Consider the following 22,462-nt stretch of genomic DNA (forward strand, 5'->3'; position numbering starts at 1 on the left):
TGTTATCTTTGTCAAATGCTTATTTAAAGGCAAAATGAGGTGTTTTTACTCTGAAATTATTCATTAAAGCTCTAAGCTATAAAAATCAATTTAAACTAGTATTTTTGAAAAAATTCCCATTAACTTGGGTTTTATATATCACATAATTTCTAAATTTAGCGTGCAAAACAGCATCAGGCTTATATGCCCTGCATTCTTTCCAAAAAGTATGTAAGCTTTTTTGATAAGTCAAACCTTCTATATCATAAAAAGCTTCACCCATAACCTTTAAAGGACTATTGTGATATAAAGCAGAAAGTCCTACTGTACTATTTATGACTATAGTACCTCTTGTATTGATTAAAAGTGTAGGTAAGTGTAAATCGTGCACATATAAAATTCTACCCTCGACATTGTATTTTAAGCTCAAATCTTCTATAAGTTTATTATAGTCCCTATAGCCACGATCCATAGGATGATGTTTAAATACTAGATAAGACTTTGCTTTGGTATGATTAGCAAAAGAGATAATCACTTCTTCTATAAATTTTTCTGTAGTTTTTTTATAATGATGGGAAAGTTGAGTATCATTATGCACTTGCAAAATAGCCAAAAAATACTTTTGTTTTAGAGAAAGAATTTTTTCATTTAAACTTTTTTCTGTGATTTTGTATTTGTTTTTTCTATATACTGAGCAAAGCCAAGGTAAAAAGTCAAATAATTTTAAACTTCTATGGTGTAAAGAATTATTAAAATACCAAGAAAATAAAAAAGCAAAAAGCCAGTATAAAAACGAAGCAAAGGCCATATTTCTAAAAGTGCTTGAGAAGGTTTTAAATTTAAAATCTTTATCAAATTTTTTCTGACTTAGATAAAATTCTTTTTCTCTTGGCAAAGTGGAGTTTGCATTCACCCCATCTTTTTCAAAAGTAATGAAATTTGGTCTTATATAACCTTCTTCAAAAATCCATACTTCAATACCCATTTGCTTAGCAACATTAATGGCTATCTCATGCACTTTTCTGCAATCATTATACATCAAGATAACTTGAATTTGTTTTTCTTCAAAAAGCTTTTTATAAAAATTTTCAAGCTCGGCTAAACTTTTAGTGTAATTAATGCTTTTAAAAGGATAAAAGAAAAAATCTCCACCATTAAAATTTACTTTATAAACCTTAGCTTTTGGAATTTTTGTAGCAATTTTACGAAAAAATCCACCCACAGGTCCTTGGAGCAATAAAACATTTTTACCAGAAAATTTTTTTAACTTTTTACTTAAATTCATCTCATCAAAATAAATTCTATCAATCTTCTTATTTTTCTTAATATATAAATTCTTATATCCATAAACCAACGCAAATAAAATTTAGAAAAATAATCTTTTTGCATTTTTAACATTATATCTAATGCAAGCTCAACTTCACATAAATTTTTATTTTTTGGATGGATGTATCTTGGATAAAGGATCAAAGCCCCCGCAACAAGCTCTTCTAAACTAAGCACTCTTGTACGTCTTGGGATTTGATGTAAATCTGTAGTCAAACCCCAACCTGCATAAAAAGGCTTACCATAGACCACTACTTTTTTACCACGCAAAAGAGCATCAAAACCACTTGTAGAGGTTATGGTATGTACTTCATCACTTGCATTTATAGCACTATCTATGCTGATATTTTCTATAATTTCATCACAATATTTTAAAATAATGCTTTTATCTTTTAAACCTTTACGGTTACCGCTTAATACATCAGGATGAGGTTTAAAAACTATAAAGGCGTTTTCATTTGCTTCTCTTACGCTTTGTAAAAGTTTTAAGGTATCATAACCAGCTCCACCTAAGATCATAGAAGCATCATCTTCTACTTGAGCAGGGATTAAAATAATTTTTTTATTGGTATTAAAATTTAATTTTTCATGCTTTAAGCCATTATACTTTGAAAATTTATTTTGTGTGATGGTGATGATGAGTTTTTTAGCTCTTTGTTTTAAACTTTCATCAAAAATGTGATTTTGCAAAATATCTTCTAAATCACTTGGCTTGCTTGGATCGACATACAAGCCTTTACTATCTACTATTAAAGAAAAAGGACGTGTGAGATCTGAACCTAAAAAAACAGAGCGCAAAAAGCCATCTTCTACTAAGAAAATTTCATTGCTAAAATCTTTGACTAATAAAGCTTTATCATGCTTTTTACCCCAAATGAAAATTTTATCCTCAGAATCCAAATTCGCTTTGTAAAGTTCATCTAATGAGTTTAAAAAAATGATTTTATTATTCTTAGCTTTAAAAAATGGTCTTGTAAATTCTCTTTTCCATTTAGAAAAACCTAAAAAATACAAAGTATTTGAATTAGCTTGCTCTATCTTTTTATACTTTGCTAAAGTATAAATAGTATCAAAAATATCACTTTTTTGATTTAAATAAGGATTAAAATACTCACTATATAAAATATAAGTAGCATAAAAAACCTCTTCTAAAGTTCTTTTTTTAAGCCTTCTTTTGCACGCTTGCTTATCTTGAGTTAAACCCCAACCTGCATAAAATGGCATACCATAACACACACATTCACATCCCAACATCAAAGCTTCAAAACCCATACCAGAAGTTTTCGTATAAACTTTTTTAAAATAACTTAATAATTCTATGGGATTATAATTTTCTTTTATAACTACACATTTACTTGGTAAATCTTGTGCGTTAAAATCACTTTGTTTTTTACCGCTTAATACATCAGGATGAATTTTAATATATACTTTAGCATTTGGATTTTCTTTAATAGCATCATTTATGATATCTTGAGTTGAAAAACTATCAGCTAAACCAAATTTAAGAGAAGCATCATTTGCTACTTGAGTGATGATCAATGCGCGTTCTTCGTTAGTGTTAAAAAGCTCTTTTGGCACGCAAAGATTGTTATTATACTTACTAAGTTTTTCTTTTTTTATAAGCTCTATAGCTTTTTTTGCCTGTTCTAATTCTTCGGCGCTAAACTCATAAGTATTTAAAATATTTTCAAGTTTAGAAGGCATAGTCGCATCGTAATAAATTCCCTCATCATCTTTGACAATAGAAAAACTTGGGCTATTTTCTACACCTAAATTTAATGAGCGTAAAAAGCCATCTTCTAAAAGTAAAAATTTTACATTGTGCTTTTTAGCTAACTCTATAGCTTTTAAGCCCGACTTCTTCCTACCCCAACCTACAAAAACATCTTCTTGCATAATGTTTTTATAAACATGATATGGAACTATTTTATAAAAATCTTTAACATTTTCCTTTAGTTTTTTAGATATCGTGTAAAATTTCATGTTATTTTACTTTTTAAAAAACTTATATATTTCCCGATAAAACTTTGAACTTTATTTTTTCTATATAAAAAATTATAGAAATAAGGAAAATCCTTTTTATTATAAAAAACATTCGCTTTTCCAATTTTTGAAAATTTTAATTTATCAATCAAATTTATCAATGATAAAACTACATTTTCATCAATAAGTTCGCAATTATTTTTTTTCCATTCTTGATTAACATTTGGAATTTTATCTTCTATCCACTCATTTAAAGAAATTAATAATCCACTTCCAATAAAATGATGATTTTCATTACTTCTACCTATACCAAAATCTTTAATAATAATCGATCTAACTCCGAGAGCAATTGCTTCTATAATTACTGTAGAATAAAAAGATACACAAAGATCAACTTGATACATTAATTCCTCAACAGAGCTATCGTTAAAAATTAAATTATTTGGAATTTTTATATTATTTTTCATAAAAAAATCAAATATGGTATCATCTTTTAAGTGAGCGTTCATATGCTGCTTATGTAAAATTGCTCTTTTTTTTATTATAATTCTTCTCAAAGGATATCTATTAGCATATTCTATGATTTTCTCAACCAAATATTTTTTTTGTTTAATATGCTTTGGAATACTAGGCTGCTCAACAAAAAGAATAGTTTTTATTTCGTTATTATAAGGAATTTTATTTTGATTGTATAAGCGTCCATAACCTGAATAAAACAAATTATTACTCGATAATCCCAATAAAGACATTTTTTTCTTAAAATTCTTTAAATTTTCTAAAGAATTTACACAAATCAAATCTGCACCAATTCTACATAATAATGCATGAGTATCATTAGAATCTGTCAAGCCATTCATACCCGTAACCACCAAAGGTCTTATTTGATATTTATCATAAAATTGATTAAGATAATAAAAAAATTTAATATTTTCCCCACCACCTAAAGATAAGAAAATTAAATCATAATCTAAAAAAATATTATTTTGTTGCAAAAGATAAATCAAATTGTCGTATTTTAAAATATTATATTCATCTAAACAATAACTCTGAAATTGACTTAAATTTTTTTCTTTACAATAAATAGTAATCTTATAATACTTTTTTAAAAAAAAAGCAAAACTCAAGCCCCATTTTAAACGAGAATCAAAATCAGACAAAATCAATACTTTCATCTCGCACCTTTCTTAAAATCCTTTTTTAGTCTTTTTATCTTAAACAGTAGTCCAATATATCCTCCCTTATACCAAGTTTTGTTAGCTTGTATAAGAGCTTCTCCTAGTTTATAGGTTAAACACTCTTTTTCTTTTAAGGCTTCTTTATAATCAGGATAGCTTTCTAATGGAGGTAATATTAGCGATGAGTCTTTTTTTATTTTTTCTTGATAGATTTTTTGTTCTTGTTTGTGTTTATCTTTTATATAAGATAATACAAAAGGCATTCTTATATAACCCAGTATAGATTTAGAATTTACTACCATAGCTTGACCAAGTTTATAAGAAAGTTGATTTTGAATTCTTTGTTTAGCTGTACCGTATTTAATTTGAAATGCTATTTGAGATTTGACCTGATAGAATTGAGCTGTTCTAAAATTTATAATTCTATCTTTCTCTTCTGTAGTATTCTTCAATCTTAATTCATTATTTTTTATAATTGTTTGCAAAGATTTTATTTGGGTAGTTTGTTCAACAATAATTTTGTCTTTATTTTGAATGATATTAGTTTTATCTGCAATATTTTGATTTTTAGTTTTAACTATATCAGTTATAAATTCAGCTATTTTATCCCAATACTCTGGTTTCATTTCCTTAAGTTCATAATTTTCTTTATAATTGCTTAAATCTTTCTTAGGAAATAATCTTTCTTTACAGGGAAAGAATTCTTTTCTTACCCATTCGTTGGATTCTTCAAATAATTTTTCATATAATCTCAAGGTAGCTTTAGAAGGTCTAAATTTCAAACCCTCATCAGTATTATTTTTAAATAAGTCCTGAATTAAACTTTGTATTTCTATCCTGCTTGGATCTAAAGTATAATCATTTAAAAATCTTGGAATTATTCGGTTCAAAGCCTTCAATAATTCCATACCTAATAGATCTAAACTCTCATTTTCCTTTTCAGGTATAATAAAATCATCATCCCATTCCAAACCTATATTATAAATAAAATCTTTTAGCAAATCTCCTTTATAAAATTCATTCTTATCAAAAATTTTTACAATAATATTTTCTTTTCCAAAGACTTCAGTATAATTTTCTAAAAGATATTTATAATTAGACATTTTAAAAATTATATGTTCGGTATTGAAATTATTAAAATAGTAATTTTCCGTTGCCCCATGTTTAATGTCTTGAGAATACCAAGAAGAAATAAAATCTGTTTGTTCTCTAAGATATACCAAAATAATAATTTTTGTAAAACCTGCATCGTTTAATATTTTTTTTAAATTAATAATTTCTTTTTTATCCAATAAATCTTTTGAAATACATTCATCAGAAAAAACAACATTAGAACATTTAGAACTCAATAATTCTGCTTTATAATTTAAATTACATTTTCTTACATATTCATATATCTCATCTTTAGAGATCAATCTATATTTCCCAGTATGCATAAAAAATTTTTTAGCTCCTTGTTCTTGACAAAATTCACCTGATTGATAAACTAAAAAATAATGGTGGCCAGCAAACGTACATTTTATAGGAAACAACACATTCTTTTTAATTAATAATAAATAATTTTTATTAAAAAATGTCTGAATACTTGTACTTCCTGTCTTCATAGTCCCTATGTGCAAATATACTGTCATTTTTACTCCATTAAATTATCCATAACCTTGTTTTTTATTTATGCGAATATGAAATTTGTTTTCTTAAAAATGTAAAAAACAAAATTTAGAATATAACCAAGATACTATCATGATTTTCTTAGTTTAATTAATTGTTTTTAAGATAAAATCTCAAAATCATATCCACATTCTCATTAAGATCTTCTTTTGTTATGTGTATATGTGGGTTTTTAGGTTTTTCATAAGGACTATCTACACCTGTGAAATTTTCAATCTCTCCGTTTCTTGCTTTTTTATAAAGTCCTTTTGGATCTCTTTTTTCACAAACTTCCAAAGGTGTATCAACAAATATTTCTATATATTCATCTTCATCTAAAAGATCTTTTATAAGCTTTCTATCTTTTTCAAAAGGCGATATAAAAGCGCAAAGTACTATCATGCCAGCATCTACAAAAAGCTTGCATACTTCTCCTATGCGTCTTATGTTTTCTACTCTTGAAACCTCGTCAAAACCCAAATCTTTATTAAGTCCATGGCGTACATTATCCCCATCTAAAAGATAAGTATGAAAACCTTGCTTAAAAAGTTTTTTTTCAACCGCATTAGCCAAAGTAGATTTACCACTACCACTAAGCCCACTAAACCACAACACACATGGTTTTTGATTTTTAAGTTTAGCTCTTTGAGTTTTTGTAATGCTACTTGTATGCCAAGTTAAATTTTTACTCATTTTTTTCCTTAAAAACTAAAAAATACCGGAGTTATAGTTAAAACAATAACTGAATAAGTCAAAGAAACTATCCATCCAATTTTTATAAAATCAGTAGTTTTATACCCACAAATTGAACCTACCATCAAGTGAGTTTGATAACCATGTGGCATTAAAAAAGCACAACTTGCTCCATAAGCAACCGCTAATATAAACGGAGTTGGATTAACTTCAAGCGCTAAAGCAGTACTATAAGCAATAGGAAAAGCCAAGGCTGCGGCAGCGTTATTGGTAATGATTTCAGTTAAAAGCAAAGTTAGAATATAAATTCCCATAAAACTACCATATAATCCATATATCCCAAAAGTTCCTATAATAAACTCAGCTAAATCTTTAGCTAAACCACTATCAACTAAAACTTTAGTAATGGCTAAAGAAGATCCTACTATGATAAAAATTTCCAAAGGAAAGCGTCTTTTTACTTCATCAAAACTTATGATTTTAAATATAAATAAGCAAGCTAAAAACACTAGTAACGCTTTAAGCAAAGACACTAATTCCAAAGCAGATAAAGCAATAATAGCTAAAAATGCAAAAATCACTATAAAACTTTGGCTATTGCTTAACTTTTGATTTTGCATGATATTTGAGATAATATAAAAGTTTTTATTGATATTATCTCTTGAGTGAAAGTCTTTACCCACACTTAAAATAAGCCTATCTCCAGCTTGTAATAAACTTTGGCCAATTTTTGAAATATTTTTTGAGCCTCTTTTTAGAGCCACAATTCCTGCATCAAATTTAGCTCTAAAGTTTACTTCCTTAGCACTTTTTCCTATCAAATTTGACTCAGAATTTATAACAACATCTACCAAATTTAATGTTTCTAGTTTTAAATCTTGCGAACCAATTTGCAAACCATCAATTTTTTTTAAAACCTCTAAATGTGTAATATCTCCACTAAAAATTAACTCGTCCCCTTCTTTGATAAGCTCATTATGACTAACGGGGGCGATAAGCTCATCTTTTCTTTGAATTTCAAGTAAAAACAAAAACTCTAAATTTCTTAAGCCATTTTCTTGTATAGTTTTCCCCGCTAATGAGCTATTTTTCAATACTTTAGCATTGATCAAATACTCATTAATGGCATTTTCTTTTTCTTTATACTCAGGTAGTAAAAAGTTAAAAATCAAAAGCACTATAAGCACACCAATACTTATACAAAAACCCACTGCAAAAAAATCAAAAATCTTTAAACTTTCCAAACCATTTTGCACTGCAAAAGAATTGACTATCAAGTTAGTTGAAGTACCTATCAAAGTCATCGTTCCACCAACTATGGAAAAATACGAAAGTGGGATGAGTAGTTTAGAAGGAACTTGAAATTTGTTATTTTTTATAATACTCATAAAACTTGCCACTACTGCAGTATTATTTAAAAAAGCTGAAATACTAGCTGTAACAACTCCAAGTTTTAAAAGCGATAAAAGATAATTTTTACCTATGATGAATTTAGAACACCAACTTATCACAACGCTTTTTTCTATAGCTAATGAAACCAGTAAAAGCAAAATAAGCACTATCAAAGATTCGCTCATATAAGAGCTAAGCCAAGTATTTAAATTTAAATACCCCAAAAGATAATAAAGCATAGCTACACTACCAAATAAAATAAAAGGTTTAATTTTATTGCTAATTAACAAAATAAGCAAAATTAAAATACTTAATGCAACAATAATTTTCATATTTTTTTTACATTCCCATTCAGGATAGTTTTTTCTAATGTAAGCATTAAGTTCTATTTCTGCTTGAGTGTAAATTCTACTCTTTTCTTCGCTTACTAAAATTTCTTCTACCATACCCGCTGCTAAGGTTTCATTAGAGTATTTATCTATAATGATAAAGCTTCCTAGAGTTTTATTATCCTTATAAGCTTTAAGGGCTGTTTTTTTGTTAAGCTTTAAGGTGCATTTGGTGATATCATTGAGTTTTAATTCATCGCTTTGAAATTCTTTGAAAGTATTAATGTCTTTTTTAAAATCAATTTTTTCAAATACTACATTAGTAGTTAAATTTGCTATTTTGATAAGATAGTTTTCATTTAAATTAAACTCAACTTCACTCATCCATATTACCATAGCTTTGAAAGAATTTGAAATTTCTATACTATGATTTTTAGAAGCTATTACATCACCTCTTGAAATATCTATCTCATCTTCTAAAGTTAAAGTTATAGCACTTGGAAAGCTAGCATTTTTAGCACTTTGAACTTTTTCATTCTTACCAAGTGCATTTAGGTTTTTAATGTTAGGTGTGATGATTTGTTTTACTTTACTTGTTTTTAAAGAAGGTAAAATCACAACTTCGTCTTTAACATTTATACTTCCACTAGCAATATTTCCACAAAAACCTCTAAAATTTAAATGAGGGCGATTGACATATTGCACACTCATGATAAACTCATCACTTAAACTAGTAGCAATAGGCAAAGTATCTAAAAGCTCAGATAATGTTTTCCCATCATACCAAGGCATATTAATGCTTTTAGAAGCTATGTTGTCTCCATCTAATGCACATATAGGAACAAAATGGGTTTTAATACACTCATGATTTTTTAAGTATGGTAGAATTTCTTGATAATTTTTGCAGATTGTATTAAAAATTTCTTGTTTATAATCAATCAAATCCATTTTATTAACAGCAATAATAAATTGTTTTATACCAAGTAAACTCGCTATGTAAGAATGCCTTTTAGTTTGAGTTAAAACCCCTTTTCTAGCATCTATAAGTATGATAGCAATATCAGCTGTGCTAGCACCTGTTGCCATATTTCTAGTGTATTGCTCATGGCCTGGGGTATCTGCTATGATGAATTTTCTTTTTTCACTTGTGAAAAATCTATATGCCACATCTATGGTTATACCTTGCTCTCTCTCGCTTGCAAGACCATCTACTAAAAGCGCAAAATCAAGCTTTTCGCCTGCATTGCCAAGCTTTTTACTATCTTTTTCTAAAGATAAAATTTGATCTTCAAAAAGCATTTTTGCATCATAAAGCATTCTACCTATAAGGGTAGATTTACCATCATCTACACTACCACAAGTGATAAATCTACAAAGATCTTTATTTTCATGTTCTTTTAGGTATTTTTCTACATTTGTTTTCATTAAAAATACCCTTCTTTTTTCTTTTTTTCCATACTTGCTTCTTCATCAGTGTCTATAAGCCTACCTTGTCTTTCACTTGTTTTAGAAAGCAAAAGCTCTTCAATAATTTCTAAAACATTGCTAGCGCTTGAGTTTATAGCTCCTGTTAGCGGGTAGCAACCTAGGGTTCTAAAACGAACCAATTCTTCTTTAGCATTTTTAGCAAGTTCTTTTGGCATGCGCTCATCATCAACTAAAATTTTAGCTCCCATGTACTCTACCACCGGTCGTTTTTTAGCAAAATAAAGACTTGGCAAAGGAATATTTTCTTTATAAATATACTGCCATATATCAAGCTCAGTCCAATTACTCAGCGGGAAAACTCTTATGGATTCGCCTTTTTTATGACGACCGTTGTAGATATCCCATAATTCTGGGCGTTGATTTTTCGGATCCCATGAGTGATTTTCATCACGGAAAGAATAAATTCTTTCCTTTGCGCGCGATTTTTCTTCATCTCTTCTTGCACCACCAAATACTGCATCAAACTGATATAAATCAAGCATTTGTTTTAAACCTTGTGTTTTAGCAATATCTGTGTGCATAGAAGAGCCATGTGTAAATGGAGAAAGATTTAATTCTTTGATTTTAGGGTTTTGATAAACTATAAGCTCCATCCCAAGCTCTTTGGCATGTTTGTCTCTAAATTCTATCATCTCTTTAAATTTCCATGTAGTATCTACATGCACTAAAGGAAGCGGAGGTAAGCTTGGATAAAATGCTTTTTGTAAAAGATGAAGCATAACCGAGCTATCTTTACCTATACTATAAAGCATAGCTGGTTTTTCAAACTCGGCTATCACTTCACGAATAATATGAATAGACTCTGATTCTAAATATTCTAAATGGGTCATTTTTACACTATCAATTAAATTTTTTACACATTATAATATAAATTTTATTATAAATTAATTATTACCCTATTCCTTAAAATAATATTTTTCAAATAGAAAGCTTAAATGCCTCAAAATATTCCATTCTCCAAATCTACATATAAGCTAAAAATCACGTTTAGTTAAAAAACCTATTTTTTATGCTTTTCCATATTTTACAATTCTAATTATCAACAAATAAAGCATAAAGGTAAAATAGAAATTAACTTTTATGCTTTATTTTAGTTCCATCTAAAAGTAGTTTATTTTTTCATTATTTATAATTACAACTTCTTTTTAATATACAATATCTATCTTTTTAACCATATTTTCAAAAAATACTTTATATTTACATTTTATAAGATAATACATTTTTTAGCACGGTAAGATCATCTTTGTTTTATTAATGATCTTTAAAAAACCTTCTCTAAGGCTTATTTTTTGTTCCCAATTTGGTAACTTTTCTCCACCCTCAAAAGGTATAAAATTTTCTCTATTAGAATAAGGTAATGCACCCCAAATAATATTTAATTTTTCTTGAGCACATTCTTCAAAGATATTTGACAACTGCTTTAAAGTAATTCTTTCTTTTGAATGTAAAGCATAAATTGCATTATTTGTGTTTTTTTTATTTTCAAAGTTATTAATACATTTTTCAAAAGCATTAATAATATCGTCAATATAAAGCATATCAATAATTTGTTCTCCATTACTCATTCTAATAGCTTCTTTAGTTTCTAATGACTTTTTCCATAAATTAATAATTTTTGGACGCCAATCATTTAGTCCATATGTATCATTTAACAAAATAGTTACAAATTTATATTTAGCAATCTGAGTATAATAATTTGCAATATTTAAAAAAGCTGTTTTTGTTGCTGCGTATAAATTAAGGGGATTGTTTGACAAGTTTTGATAAAATTGCCAAAAAGTCCCGATATTTATAAACCAGCCAGAAAAACCAATCAAATATAAGATTTCCAAAAGTTTAACACCAAATAAAATATTAGAATCAATTAAATCTTTTAAATCTTCGGGTCTATGATGCTTTAAATATAAAGTTGCAAGATGCAAAACTCCATCTATTTGTTCTTCTTGGAGATTTTCTTTCAGCATAGCAAAATCTTCATAATAGCAAATTTTGCAATAATCTTTGATTTTATCTATATTACTACTCTTTCTTACTAATGCGATAATCTCATATCTATCATGCATTTGTAAGATAAAATTAGTCCCTATGAAACCCGTTGCACCAGTTACTAAAATTTTCACTTATTTTACCCATCTTAAATTATAAATAATTTTGTCTTGTCTTTCAATCAAAGGTTTGAACTCCATCCAAGCTGTGGCTACAACCAAAACATCACATTCAGAAACGATCTCATCAAGACTATTTTTATAATACAATTTATAATCATAAGTTTTAGCAAACACATCATTTGCTATAGGATCGTAAGCATATATATTCTCAAAACCTAAATTTAAAAGTTTAGAGATCAAGGCAGCAGATTTAGTATCCCTTACATCATCACTTCCTGGCTTAAAACTTAGACCTAAAATTGCAATTTTCTTATCTTTAGATACTTCTTTTTGTATTTTATAAGCATAAAAATCAAGAATTTCATCATTAACTTTTAAAATATCATTTAAAATTTTTGCTTCATATCCTTTATCTTTGCTTTTTTTATACAAAGCAAGAGTATCCTTAGGTAAACAATATCCACCAAAACCCATTCCAGGATATAGATAACTAGTTATACCACTAGGATTTCCACTAAATCTTTTATCACTATGCAATATTTTAAAAGCACTTATAACATCTATATCGCCTATATTTTGTGCAATCATGCTCATTTCATTAGCATAACTTATATTTAGACTTAAAGTAGTGTTACTAAGATATTTAATAAATTCACCTGTATTTAAAGAAGTGAAAAATACAGGTGAACTAAAAGGCTTATATAACTCTTCTAACTCATGAAAAATTTGTGCATCCTGACTACCAATAACCACCCTATCAGGATTCATAAAATCACTATAAGCAAAGCCTTCTCTTAAGAATTCAGGGTTATTTACCAAATGGCATTTTTGTCCTACATTAAGACCCAAAGATTCCAAATGTGGAATAAAAACTTCTTTGCAGCTTGAAGGTGGAACTGTGGATTTTATCACCAAAATCGGCTCTTTTTGGCATTTATCTAAATTTTGCGCAGTTGTCTTAAGCGCATCTAATAAAAAACTCAAATCAGCACTTCCGTCTTCACTCATAGGTGTACCAATACAATAAAATATAATTTTAGCTTCTTTTAAAGCTTCTGTTGCATCATTAGTGATTTTCAGTTTTTTTTCCAAAACATCATTTAATGCTTCTGATAATCCTTCTTCATGAAATGGTATTTTTCCATCGTTAAGCAATAAAGCTTTATTTTTATCTATTTCATATCCGGTAACATCGAAGCCTTTTTTTGCAAATCCAACTGCTGTAGTAAGACCAACAAAACCTAATCCAAAAACTGCTACTTTTAACGACTTCATAAAAGTTCCCCATTTTCTTTTTCAAATTTCAAAAACTTTAAAAATCTTCTCACGCCATCTTCAACTAAAATAGTAGGGTTATATTGTAATTTATTTCTAGCTTTATCAATAATTGGACATCTACGATTTGGATTATCTTTTAAATAATTTTTATCTTCTGAAACAGCAAAGTTAACTTGAGGTTCAAAATTAAAAATTTCTTTTGAATATTTAGCATATATATATGATAACTCTTTTACAGAAATTTCAGGTTTATCAATGCCTATATTAAAATAATCAAATTTTCCATACACTAAAACCTTTAAATATCCTGCAATAGCATCAGCAATGTAGCAAAAAGTTCTTTTTGGGGATCCATCACTAAGAATTTCTATATTTTTACCTTCTATAACTGCTTTAGCAAAATCTGCAGGTACTCTTTTATCTCCTATACTCATCCCTGGACCATAGTTGTTAAAAGGTCTTGCTATATTAATTGGCATGTTGAACTTTTGTGCAAATAAAGAGCACATTGTCTCCCCAAATCTTTTAGATTCATCATAACATGCTCTAGGACCTATACAAGCTACATTACCTCTATACTCTTCATCGGTTGGAATTTTACTAACATCAGGATCACCATAAATTTCAGAACTAGAAAAAAATAAAAATCCTTTAATATTTTTATTTTTATAAAAATCAAGCAAAGAGCGCAATCCCCAGATATTTGCATCTAGGGTCTCTATAGGATAAGTACGGTAAAACATAGGACTTGCAATACTTGCAGCATGAATTATCAAATCAGCACTATAAGCATCTTTTAAAAGATCGATTTTATCATTTATAATATCAAATTTATGAAGCTCTAAAATATCAGAATAATCATTCGATAATTGTTCTAACCACTTTGGCTTTCTAAGCATAAAGTTATCTAGTGCAATAATTTTTTTTATATTTAAGTCTTTTGAATATTTTACAAAAAAATTAATAAAATAAAATCCTAAAAAACCTGCACACCCTGTAAATAAAATTGTAGAGTTGTTAAATTTTTGTTTTTCAACTTTGGTTAGAGAATTATAAATATATTCTAAATCCTCTATCACTATTGGATTTTCCAAACAACTATAAGATTTCATATTAATCTCCAACTTACTTTTGTTTTGCGCAAAATTCTTGAATTTTGCATATCATATATTCAATCATTTCTTCACTCATACCCGGGTAAACCCCGATCCAAAAACTATCATTCATTATTTTTTCTGTTACCTCTAAATTTCCTACTACTCTATAATCCCTATCCTTTTCTAAAGAATCAAAAGCAGGATGTCTTATAATATTACCCGCAAATAATGTTCTTGTTTGTATATTACATTCTTCCAAGAAACTAGTAAATTCGTTACGAGTAAATTTTACACCATCTTTTAGAGTAATCATAAAACCAAACCAACTTGGTTGAGAATTTGGCTGTGTTTCTACTAAATGAAGTTCACTAAGATTTTTTAATCCATTATATAATTTTTGATAATTTTTTTGTCTTTTTTCTATAAATTCAGGAAGCTTTTCAAGCTGAGCACAACCTATCGCAGCTTGCATATCTGTAGCCTTTAAGTTAAAACCAAAGTGAGAATATACATATTTGTGATCATACCCTTTTGGTAAACTTCCAAACTGTTGGGTAAAGCGACAACCACAAGTGTTATCTTTCCCTCCTTTACACCAACAATCTCTTCCCCAATCCCTCATAGATAATATAATTTTTTTAAGCAAAGGATTGTTAGTATAAACAGCTCCACCCTCTCCCATGGTTATATGATGAGCTGGGTAAAATGAACTTGTACCTATATCTCCCCAAGTACCAGTATATTTATCATCATATTTAGAACCTAATGCATCACAATTATCCTCAATCAACCAAAGATTATTTTTATCACAAAACTCTTTAATAGCTTTAATATTAAAAGGATTGCCCAAGCTATGTGCGATCATAATCGCTTTGGTTTTAGAACTTAAAGCTTTTTCAAGTTGAGTTACATCAACATTAGCAAATTGTAATTCCATATCAACAAAAACAGGAACTGCTCCATATTGGACAACGGGAGCAATTGTTGTTGGAAATCCTGCAGCTACAGTTATAACTTCATCGCCTCTTTTAATTTGTCTTTCCTTTAGTAATGGCGAAGTTAAGGTATAAAAGGCTAATAAATTTGCAGATGAACCAGAATTAACTAAAAAGGCCCATTTTACTCCTAAAAAATTAGCAAGATTTTTTTCAAACTGCTCAGAGTATCTTCCAGCAGTGAGCCAAAAGTCTAATGAACTATCGATTAAATTCTCCATTTCTTTTTCATCAAAAACACGCCCTGCATAATTTATTTTAGTTTTTCCTTCTATAAACTGAGTTTGTTTGTTTGCATGATATAATTTATAATACTCTTTAACTTTATTTAAAATATCTTGTTTTAATACATCAAAATTCATTCAATCCCCTTTATTTTTAATTGTTCCATAAAGCCCATGGAGCTTTATTTTCCATCCACATTTTTGTAAGATTGTTTTTATCTTTTAAAGTATCCATACATTTCCAAAAACCATGATGTTGGTAGCTATAAAGCTCACCATCTTGAGCTAAATTTTTTAATGGTGCTTGCTCAAAAACTGTCATATCGCCTTCTTTGATATAGTCAAACACCTTAGGTTCGCATACAAAAAAACCACCGTTTATCCATCCTGCATTATTTAAACTAGCATCACCTTTTGGTTTTTCTGTGAAACTTTTTATACGGTTTGTTGAATTATCAATATCCAAAGCACCAAATTTTCCATCAGGAAGAATAGAAGTCATTGTAATGGCCTTACCATGGTTTTTATGAAATTTTAACAATTCTTTTATATTTACATCACTAACACCATCACCATAAGTAAGCATAAAAGTCTCATTACCCACATAGTCTTTAGCATGTAAGATCCTACCACCTGTCATAGAATCTTGTCCAGTATAAAGCATAGTCACTTTCCATGGCTCATGTCTAGTGTTATGAATTTGAACAGAATTGTCTGACATATCCACCGTTATATCGCTGTACTGTGTATAATAGTTTATAAAATAATCTTTTATAACATGCCCTTTGTATCCTGTTAAAATAACAAAATCATTAAATCCATAATAACTATAAATTTTCATTATATGCCACAAAATAGGCTTTCCACCTATTTCTACCATAGGTTTTGGTTTCAAACCTGTTTCTTCAGAAAGTCTTGTCCCAAGACCACCTGCTAAAATCAATACTTTCATCTCGCACCTTTCTTAAAATCTTTTTTTAGTTTATTTATTTTAAATAGCAATCCAATATATCCTCCCTTATACCAAGTTTTGTTAGCTTGTATAAGAGCTTGACCAAGTTTGTAAGTTAAACATTCTTTTTCTTTTAAGGCTTCTTTATAATCAGAGTAAGATTCTAATGTGGGTAATGCTAAAGAAGGATCTTTTTTTATTTTTTCTTGATAGATTTTTTGTTCTTGTTTGTGTTTATCTTTTATATAAGATAATACAAAAGGCATTCTTATGTAGCCTAATATAGATTTAGAATTTACTACCATAGCTTGACCAAGTTTATAAGAAAGTTGGTTTTGAATTCTTGCTTTAGCTGTGCCATATTTGATTTGGAATGCTATTTGAGATTGAATTTGTTGTAGTTCTAATTTATTTTGTTTTATTTCGCTAGTAAGATCGGCATTGAGTTTTTGAAATTGCTTGTTTTTATTTTGAAGATTTTCTAGTTGGATATCTATTTTCGATAAAGAAAGATCTCTAAATACAAATCCTATCCCCCCCCCCGAATATTTTTTATCTAGCAAAGGAAATTCATTTCTTGCCAAATTCCATAATAAAACAATAGAATTTTTTTGAAATAACAGTTCTAGTTTTTCAGCTTTTTCCCTTTCATTATGATTCATTATTACTTTGTTCTTTAATTCTCTAATAAAAGAAAGAAAAGCAACAAAAATTCTCCATCTTTCCAAAGGATGTCTATAAGGCAAACCTAAATCTAGTTTTTTTTCAAATTGAGGATTAATAAAACTTGGACACAAATTTTTTTCTATAGTTAATGGCTCACTAAAGTAAAAACACCTTCCAAAGATCATAGTGAGAAAAGTCCAAGCACAGTGTGGATAAACTAAAGTCGAATCGTCTCTTTGTAAAAGAAATAAATTTTTTTTCAAAATATCAGTTTTATATATAAATCCACTAAAAAACCCTGAGGTTATAACCGACAAGGGTAACTCTTTGGTTTCTAAAGTATTAGTACCAAAAATTCCCATTCTTTTACCTTCTATTAACAAATGAGGTGCTCTTAGACAATCAACATTATTATCCTCCATGAATTTAAGTGCTTTGATGAGATTGAAACCTGAAATAAAATCCTCATCAGATATACAAAGGATGTATTTTTTATCTGTTTTTTCAATTAATTTTAGAGCATTTTTTCCAAATCCTTGGTTTTCTTCATTAAAATGTAAATGCAGATTGTGGTATTTTTTTTCTATAACTTTTAATTCCTCACGAGTACCATCAGTTGAGCCATTATCTGAAACTCGTATGTGAATATTTTTGTTAATATTTTTGATGTGGCATATTGCCTCTAGGAGTGCTTTTTTTCTGTTATAAGTTGGAATAATAACCTCAAAATTATTCAACATCCATTCATCTATACTTAGATTTAAATAGTTTTCTGCTAAATATAAATTATAATTTATATAAGCAAGACATTCATCATTACCATTAGACTTTGAAGTATAGATACGACTAAATGCTATGGAGAATAATTCTAACACATTTGGATTTTTAGAATTTTTAGTCAAATTTACTATATCTTTCAACAACTGATTGTCTGTGATTTTTAAAAGAATATCTTTACATTTTAAATACTCTTCTCTTTCAAACAAATCATAAAAAACTACTCTATAATCTTGCATTAAAGTCCCCATCCATCATCAACCACCAAAATTTGTCCGTTAATAAATTTGCTATTATCACTAAGCAAAAATACTAAAGCACCATTTAAATCTTGAGCATCAAGCATACCTTTACTAGTACAATACCCCCTATAACGCTCTAAAAAGCTTTCTGGTTGTTTATCTAAAATTCCACCAGGTGCTATGGCATTAACACGTATGCCAGAATTTGCAAAGTATTTTGCTAAATACCTAGTCATGTGATTTACACCTGCTTTAACGATGCTATACTCAATAGGACTAGTCATACTTGTACCATAATATGTATCAAATTTAGGAGCATACACACCCTGAATACTGCTAATTGAAACAATATTGCCAAATCCTTGGTTTTTAAAGTATATAGAAAACTGTTGCGAACAAAGCAAATATCCACCCATTTGCATATTCATATTTAAACAAAAATCTTCATATTCGACTTCATAAAATGACTTCTTTCCCCAATTTTTTGTCCTTGGGTATGCATTATTTACTAAAGCATCTATTCTGCCATATTTATCGTTAAGATATATAATACACTTTTGGATACTATCTTTTGATGTAATATCAAGCAAGATGCACTCTATGTTTACATTTTGATATTTATTCTCTAGTTGACTTTTTAAGTTATAAGCTAAATCTAAATTTATATCCGCTATAACAGCAATGCCTTGATTTTGGACCACTGCTTCCACAAATGAAGAACCTATTAAACCAGAACCCCCTGTAATAACTACAATTTTATCTTTTAACATATCTTTATCCTAATATTTAAACAATTGTGATATATAGCAACTATCATTCGGTTTTATAATGATGTTTGGATATTGACCTAAAACAATACTATTTGAAGGAATATTCATATTAATAACAAATGAATTTGCCGCAAATATAACATTAGACCCTATTTTACAATCACCAATTACCTTTGCATTACTATACAAGATACATCCCCCCCCCCATTTGTTTCAGTTCCATAGAATTTTCAAATTCTGGATAATATATCTTATTATTTTTCCTTACTCCACCTACAGTGCAATTTTGATAAACACAAAAATAATCAGGATATTTTGCTCTCCCTAAAACAGTTCCAACTGGATGCTCTAACATAAAAACACTAGGCAATTCAATTTCGTAATACATATCAACACTATGTAACATCTTATTTAGAGCATATATTTGCGATGCTAAAGTTAATTTGTTTTTTTTGAATACAATATTCGAAAGATAATATAAAAAAACAGTATATTTAGAAGTATGATGCACATCTTTTAAACTAAAATTTGCATTATAATATTTTGCCGATATATGACTAAAGCAAAAATTCACCTTTTCTAATGCTGAGAGTACATCACTCAAATCTAATTTTTCATCATTATCTATATAAAAAAATTCGAGTTGCTTGCAAATATATTTAAGCAATTTGCTTGCCGTCATAACAAAAATCCTTATTTATCATATTTCAACAAAAATTCTACAAATTTAAGGTCTAATTCGGTATCTATATCCACACTTTTTTCTTCTGGCATTACGTAAAGACCTGTATTATCAGTAAATAAAGTATTTGAATTTAATAAAATTTCTTTTTTCCAAATATAAATACTTGCATTCATATCATAACATTGAGGAGCATCTTGTCTTCTCAATACAGAGCTAGATAATTTTTTTGATAATACTACAGTATTTTTATTTCCATTTTGTTCTATTTCCACCATATTAAAATAAGGATTTTTTCTTGATGGTGAAGCACTTATTAAAATATCATTATCATCTTTTATAAATTGTTCATAAGCATTTATAATATCACTAACCTCTCTTAAGGGACTCGTAACATCAAGGTCAATAACTATATCATATTGCTCTTGATAATAATCTTCACTTTTTTTTACAGCATCTTGGATAACTTGCAATTTACCAGCAGAATCTGAAGCCATATGAGGATCTCTTAAAAAAAATACCTCAGCACCCCATTTTTTACCAATATCCGCTATTTCCTGAGAATCAGTGCTCAATACCACATGTTTAAAAAGCCTTGATTTTAAAGCTTGTTCTATAGTATATGCAATTAAAGGTTTTCCAGCAATATCTCGTATATTTTTATTTTTAACTCCCTTACTACCACCCCTACATCCAATAATGCAGATATTATTTCTTTCCATATTCATATTTTTCATCCTCATAAGTGTTTTCATAGTATTTTTCGATTCTTGAATATTTGGCAAAATTTTATTTTTATCTTTTTTTAAGACATCCTCATGCATAGCTTTAAATAAATCATTTCTTTCTAAAGAAACAACTTCTTTTACAACCTCACCATTAATATTTATAACCTCTAAAGTATTTTTAACCAAGTTTAAAACAAAATTAGAAGTTTTTGTATATATAGTAATTTCTCTTTTGATTTTTTTACTAAAATAATTTACCAAAAAATTAATATTAATATTATTTTCTGTTTCTATAATAAAATTACCTATATCATCACTTGTTATTTCGAGTTCAGAAATTTTTTTATTTATTCCTATAATTTTTTTAAATTTACCAAATAACCATTCAGCATAATCAACCTCATGACTTAAATCAAATAATACACCTCCTCCTAACTCTTTAATAGCACTATAATTTTTTCTATAATCAATATCAGGTCTCCAATTTGGCAAATATGATTCACAAACAATTTGAACAAAATATGGTTTTTCTTTATCTATTATATTTTTTAATTGCAAAATTAATGGATGATATCTTAAAACATAAGCTACATAAAATTCATTATAATTTTTACTGCTAAAATTAACACTCATATGGAATAACGGCTTTTCCACTAAAATTATTTTATTTGAAACTAGCTTATCTAAAAGTATTATATTATCAAGATGTATCGAAGTTGGAGTTGCAATAACAAAATAATCATATGAATTTATATCTTTAACTACGTTTATAGATTCATAAGTTGTATATTCGAGATTATTTTTTGAACTTATAGTATGAATTTCGTAATTAAAAAAAGTTCTCAAAACAAATGCATGCCTTTGCCCAATAGAACCATAGCCCACAATCAAAACTTTCATTATTATATACCTAAATAAGATATATCGCTATTTGCTTTTTGATACTCTTCATGTCTTCCTATATCAATCCAATAATCTTCTATAAGATAACAGTATTTTTTTGTATAATCAACTATATCTTCAAACAAACTTGGCATATCATAAAATTCGTTTTTTGGTATATTATGTAAAATTTGAGGATCTAATACATAAACTCCAGAATTAACCAAAAAATACTGTTTAGGTTTTTCTTTAATATTAACAATTTGATTTTCATCATTACACTCTATAACCCCATAGGGATTTTGAATGAAATGCTCCCTAACACCCATAGTTGCTAATGATTTTTTTTCTATATGATATTTAACCATAGCGTTAAAATCTACGTTTACAATCACATCTCCATTTATAACAAAAAAAGGCTCATCACCAATATCTTTAATCAAACTTAGTGCACCCGCTGTTCCCATTCTTTTTTGTTCATGAATATACTCAATAGAAACACCAAAATCAGAGCCATCTTTAAAATACTCTTCAATTGTCTGAGCCTTATAATTAACACATAAAATAAAGTGAAAAAAACCTTGTTTTTTAAATTTTTCAATGATTATTTCTAGTATAGGTTTATCGCCAACCTTTAACATAGGTTTTGGAATATCTTCTGTTAATGGTCTAAGTCTAGTTCCTAAACCTCCGGCCATAATAATTATTTTATTGTTTTTATTTATAATTTTATTCTCCAAGATATTTTCAACCCTAATAATACAACCACTATCATCAACGATGGGAATTTGATAAATGTTGTGTTTAGTACATAGTTGGATTATTTTTTCTATATTATCATTGCAATGAGCAGTAATTGGATTATAATTTACAATTTTTTCAATTTTATCTTCTAATGTCATATTGCTCAATAAAGCTTTTCTAATATCTGGATCTGTTATAATACCCCATTTATTTTTATCTCCAACAACAAGCATTCTTATAGAAGTATAATTACTTAAAAGTTTTAATGCTTCTTTAATAGTAATATTTTTAGAAATATATTTCAT

At 28.1% G+C, this 22,462-nt stretch carries 18 protein-coding genes and 1 pseudogene; all 19 read right to left on the reverse strand.

All coding sequences use genetic code 11. The features are described from left to right. Positions 1 to 85: 85 nt before the first annotated feature. Complete coding sequence (kpsS, locus tag CAMP18497_RS02015; RefSeq protein WP_337212304.1) at positions 86 to 1,264, reverse strand: capsule polysaccharide modification protein KpsS; 1,179 nt, start codon at positions 1,262 to 1,264, stop codon at positions 86 to 88. Further along, positions 1,261 to 3,288 (reverse strand): capsular polysaccharide biosynthesis protein, encoded by a 2,028-nt coding sequence (locus CAMP18497_RS02020; protein ID WP_337212305.1) that lies wholly within the window; start codon positions 3,286 to 3,288, stop codon positions 1,261 to 1,263. The genes kpsS and CAMP18497_RS02020 overlap by 4 nt, the downstream gene beginning before the upstream one ends. Further along, complete coding sequence (locus CAMP18497_RS02025; protein ID WP_337212306.1) at positions 3,285 to 4,460, reverse strand: DUF6716 putative glycosyltransferase; 1,176 nt, start codon at positions 4,458 to 4,460, stop codon at positions 3,285 to 3,287. Before CAMP18497_RS02025 ends, CAMP18497_RS02020 begins: the two co-directional genes overlap by 4 nt. Further along, positions 4,457 to 6,094, reverse strand: coding sequence for a hypothetical protein (locus CAMP18497_RS02030; protein ID WP_337212307.1), 1,638 nt, complete (start codon positions 6,092 to 6,094; stop codon positions 4,457 to 4,459). Before CAMP18497_RS02030 ends, CAMP18497_RS02025 begins: the two co-directional genes overlap by 4 nt. Before the next feature lie 127 nt (positions 6,095 to 6,221). Then, entirely contained in the window at positions 6,222 to 6,803 is a 582-nt protein-coding gene (cysC, locus tag CAMP18497_RS02035; protein WP_337212308.1) for an adenylyl-sulfate kinase, read from the reverse strand. 8 nt (positions 6,804 to 6,811) lie between these two features. After that, the gene (gene cysN / locus CAMP18497_RS02040) at positions 6,812 to 9,949 is read right to left on the reverse strand and encodes a sulfate adenylyltransferase subunit CysN (RefSeq protein ID WP_337212309.1); all 3,138 of its coding nucleotides are present in this window, start codon (positions 9,947 to 9,949) and stop codon (positions 6,812 to 6,814) included. Beyond that, positions 9,949 to 10,842, reverse strand: coding sequence for a sulfate adenylyltransferase subunit CysD (gene cysD, locus CAMP18497_RS02045; protein WP_337212310.1), 894 nt, complete (start codon positions 10,840 to 10,842; stop codon positions 9,949 to 9,951). Before cysD ends, cysN begins: the two co-directional genes overlap by 1 nt. Positions 10,843 to 11,235: 393 nt before the next feature. Beyond that, a complete protein-coding gene (locus tag CAMP18497_RS02050; protein WP_337212311.1) occupies positions 11,236 to 12,132 on the reverse strand; it encodes an NAD-dependent epimerase/dehydratase family protein in 897 nt (298 codons plus the stop codon). Further along, the gene (locus CAMP18497_RS02055) at positions 12,133 to 13,395 is read right to left on the reverse strand and encodes a UDP-glucose dehydrogenase family protein (RefSeq protein WP_337212312.1); all 1,263 of its coding nucleotides are present in this window, start codon (positions 13,393 to 13,395) and stop codon (positions 12,133 to 12,135) included. Next, positions 13,392 to 14,510, reverse strand: coding sequence for an NAD-dependent epimerase/dehydratase family protein (locus tag CAMP18497_RS02060; RefSeq protein WP_263693599.1), 1,119 nt, complete (start codon positions 14,508 to 14,510; stop codon positions 13,392 to 13,394). Before CAMP18497_RS02060 ends, CAMP18497_RS02055 begins: the two co-directional genes overlap by 4 nt. 13 nt (positions 14,511 to 14,523) lie before the next feature. Beyond that, positions 14,524 to 15,852, reverse strand: coding sequence for a lipopolysaccharide biosynthesis protein RfbH (gene rfbH / locus CAMP18497_RS02065; RefSeq protein WP_263693601.1), 1,329 nt, complete (start codon positions 15,850 to 15,852; stop codon positions 14,524 to 14,526). Positions 15,853 to 15,868: 16 nt separating this feature from the next. Continuing rightward, positions 15,869 to 16,666, reverse strand: a complete 798-nt coding sequence (gene rfbF / locus CAMP18497_RS02070) for a glucose-1-phosphate cytidylyltransferase (protein ID WP_337212313.1) — start codon at positions 16,664 to 16,666, stop codon at positions 15,869 to 15,871. Continuing rightward, positions 16,663 to 18,348 (reverse strand): glycosyltransferase family 2 protein, encoded by a 1,686-nt coding sequence (locus CAMP18497_RS02075; protein ID WP_337212314.1) that lies wholly within the window; start codon positions 18,346 to 18,348, stop codon positions 16,663 to 16,665. Before CAMP18497_RS02075 ends, rfbF begins: the two co-directional genes overlap by 4 nt. Next, positions 18,348 to 19,121, reverse strand: coding sequence for an oxidoreductase (locus tag CAMP18497_RS02080; RefSeq protein ID WP_257941828.1), 774 nt, complete (start codon positions 19,119 to 19,121; stop codon positions 18,348 to 18,350). Before CAMP18497_RS02080 ends, CAMP18497_RS02075 begins: the two co-directional genes overlap by 1 nt. A 9-nt stretch (positions 19,122 to 19,130) precedes the next feature. Then, positions 19,131 to 19,310: a hypothetical protein gene (locus CAMP18497_RS08295; protein ID WP_404842872.1), complete on the reverse strand. Its 180-nt coding sequence runs from the start codon at positions 19,308 to 19,310 to the stop codon at positions 19,131 to 19,133. Next, positions 19,303 to 19,803 carry a hypothetical protein gene (locus tag CAMP18497_RS02085; protein ID WP_337212315.1) on the reverse strand — a complete coding sequence of 167 codons (501 nt, stop codon included), beginning with the start codon at positions 19,801 to 19,803 and terminating at the stop codon, positions 19,303 to 19,305. The genes CAMP18497_RS08295 and CAMP18497_RS02085 overlap by 8 nt, the downstream gene beginning before the upstream one ends. A gap of 11 nt (positions 19,804 to 19,814) precedes the next feature. Further along, a complete protein-coding gene (locus CAMP18497_RS08300; protein ID WP_442867761.1) occupies positions 19,815 to 20,525 on the reverse strand; it encodes an acylneuraminate cytidylyltransferase family protein in 711 nt (236 codons plus the stop codon). Between the two features lie 231 nt (positions 20,526 to 20,756). Continuing rightward, a pseudogene (locus tag CAMP18497_RS08305) lies at positions 20,757 to 21,431 on the reverse strand (Gfo/Idh/MocA family protein); the annotation flags it as partial. A 2-nt stretch (positions 21,432 to 21,433) separates the two neighbouring features. Further along, the gene (locus tag CAMP18497_RS02095) at positions 21,434 to 22,462 is read right to left on the reverse strand and encodes a nucleotidyltransferase family protein (RefSeq protein WP_337212317.1); all 1,029 of its coding nucleotides are present in this window, start codon (positions 22,460 to 22,462) and stop codon (positions 21,434 to 21,436) included.

This window comes from Campylobacter sp. W0066.1, assembly GCF_024723635.1.
GTDB classification, from domain to species: domain Bacteria; phylum Campylobacterota; class Campylobacteria; order Campylobacterales; family Campylobacteraceae; genus Campylobacter_D; species Campylobacter_D lari_C.

Bases quoted from the DNA above. Each gene is read 5' to 3' on its own strand.
- CAMP18497_RS02080 (WP_257941828.1), bottom strand. From the start codon at position 19,121: ATGTTAAAAGATAAAATTGTAGTTATTACAGGGGGTTCTGGTTTAATA.
- cysC (WP_337212308.1), bottom strand. From the start codon at position 6,803: ATGAGTAAAAATTTAACTTGGCATACAAGTAGCATTACAAAAACTCAA.
- CAMP18497_RS02075 (WP_337212314.1), bottom strand. From the start codon at position 18,348: ATGCAAGATTATAGAGTAGTTTTTTATGATTTGTTTGAAAGAGAAGAG.
- kpsS (WP_337212304.1), bottom strand. From the start codon at position 1,264: ATGAATTTAAGTAAAAAGTTAAAAAAATTTTCTGGTAAAAATGTTTTA.
- CAMP18497_RS02055 (WP_337212312.1), bottom strand. From the start codon at position 13,395: ATGAAGTCGTTAAAAGTAGCAGTTTTTGGATTAGGTTTTGTTGGTCTT.
- CAMP18497_RS02060 (WP_263693599.1), bottom strand. From the start codon at position 14,510: ATGAAATCTTATAGTTGTTTGGAAAATCCAATAGTGATAGAGGATTTA.
- rfbF (WP_337212313.1), bottom strand. From the start codon at position 16,666: ATGAAAGTATTGATTTTAGCAGGTGGTCTTGGGACAAGACTTTCTGAA.
- CAMP18497_RS02030 (WP_337212307.1), bottom strand. From the start codon at position 6,094: ATGACAGTATATTTGCACATAGGGACTATGAAGACAGGAAGTACAAGT.
- CAMP18497_RS02095 (WP_337212317.1), bottom strand. From the start codon at position 22,462: ATGAAATATATTTCTAAAAATATTACTATTAAAGAAGCATTAAAACTT.
- rfbH (WP_263693601.1), bottom strand. From the start codon at position 15,852: ATGAATTTTGATGTATTAAAACAAGATATTTTAAATAAAGTTAAAGAG.
- CAMP18497_RS02025 (WP_337212306.1), bottom strand. From the start codon at position 4,460: ATGAAAGTATTGATTTTGTCTGATTTTGATTCTCGTTTAAAATGGGGC.
- cysD (WP_337212310.1), bottom strand. From the start codon at position 10,842: ATGACCCATTTAGAATATTTAGAATCAGAGTCTATTCATATTATTCGT.
- CAMP18497_RS02085 (WP_337212315.1), bottom strand. From the start codon at position 19,803: ATGACGGCAAGCAAATTGCTTAAATATATTTGCAAGCAACTCGAATTT.
- CAMP18497_RS02020 (WP_337212305.1), bottom strand. From the start codon at position 3,288: ATGAAATTTTACACGATATCTAAAAAACTAAAGGAAAATGTTAAAGAT.
- cysN (WP_337212309.1), bottom strand. From the start codon at position 9,949: ATGAAAACAAATGTAGAAAAATACCTAAAAGAACATGAAAATAAAGAT.
- CAMP18497_RS08300 (WP_442867761.1), bottom strand. From the start codon at position 20,525: ATGGAAAGAAATAATATCTGCATTATTGGATGTAGGGGTGGTAGTAAG.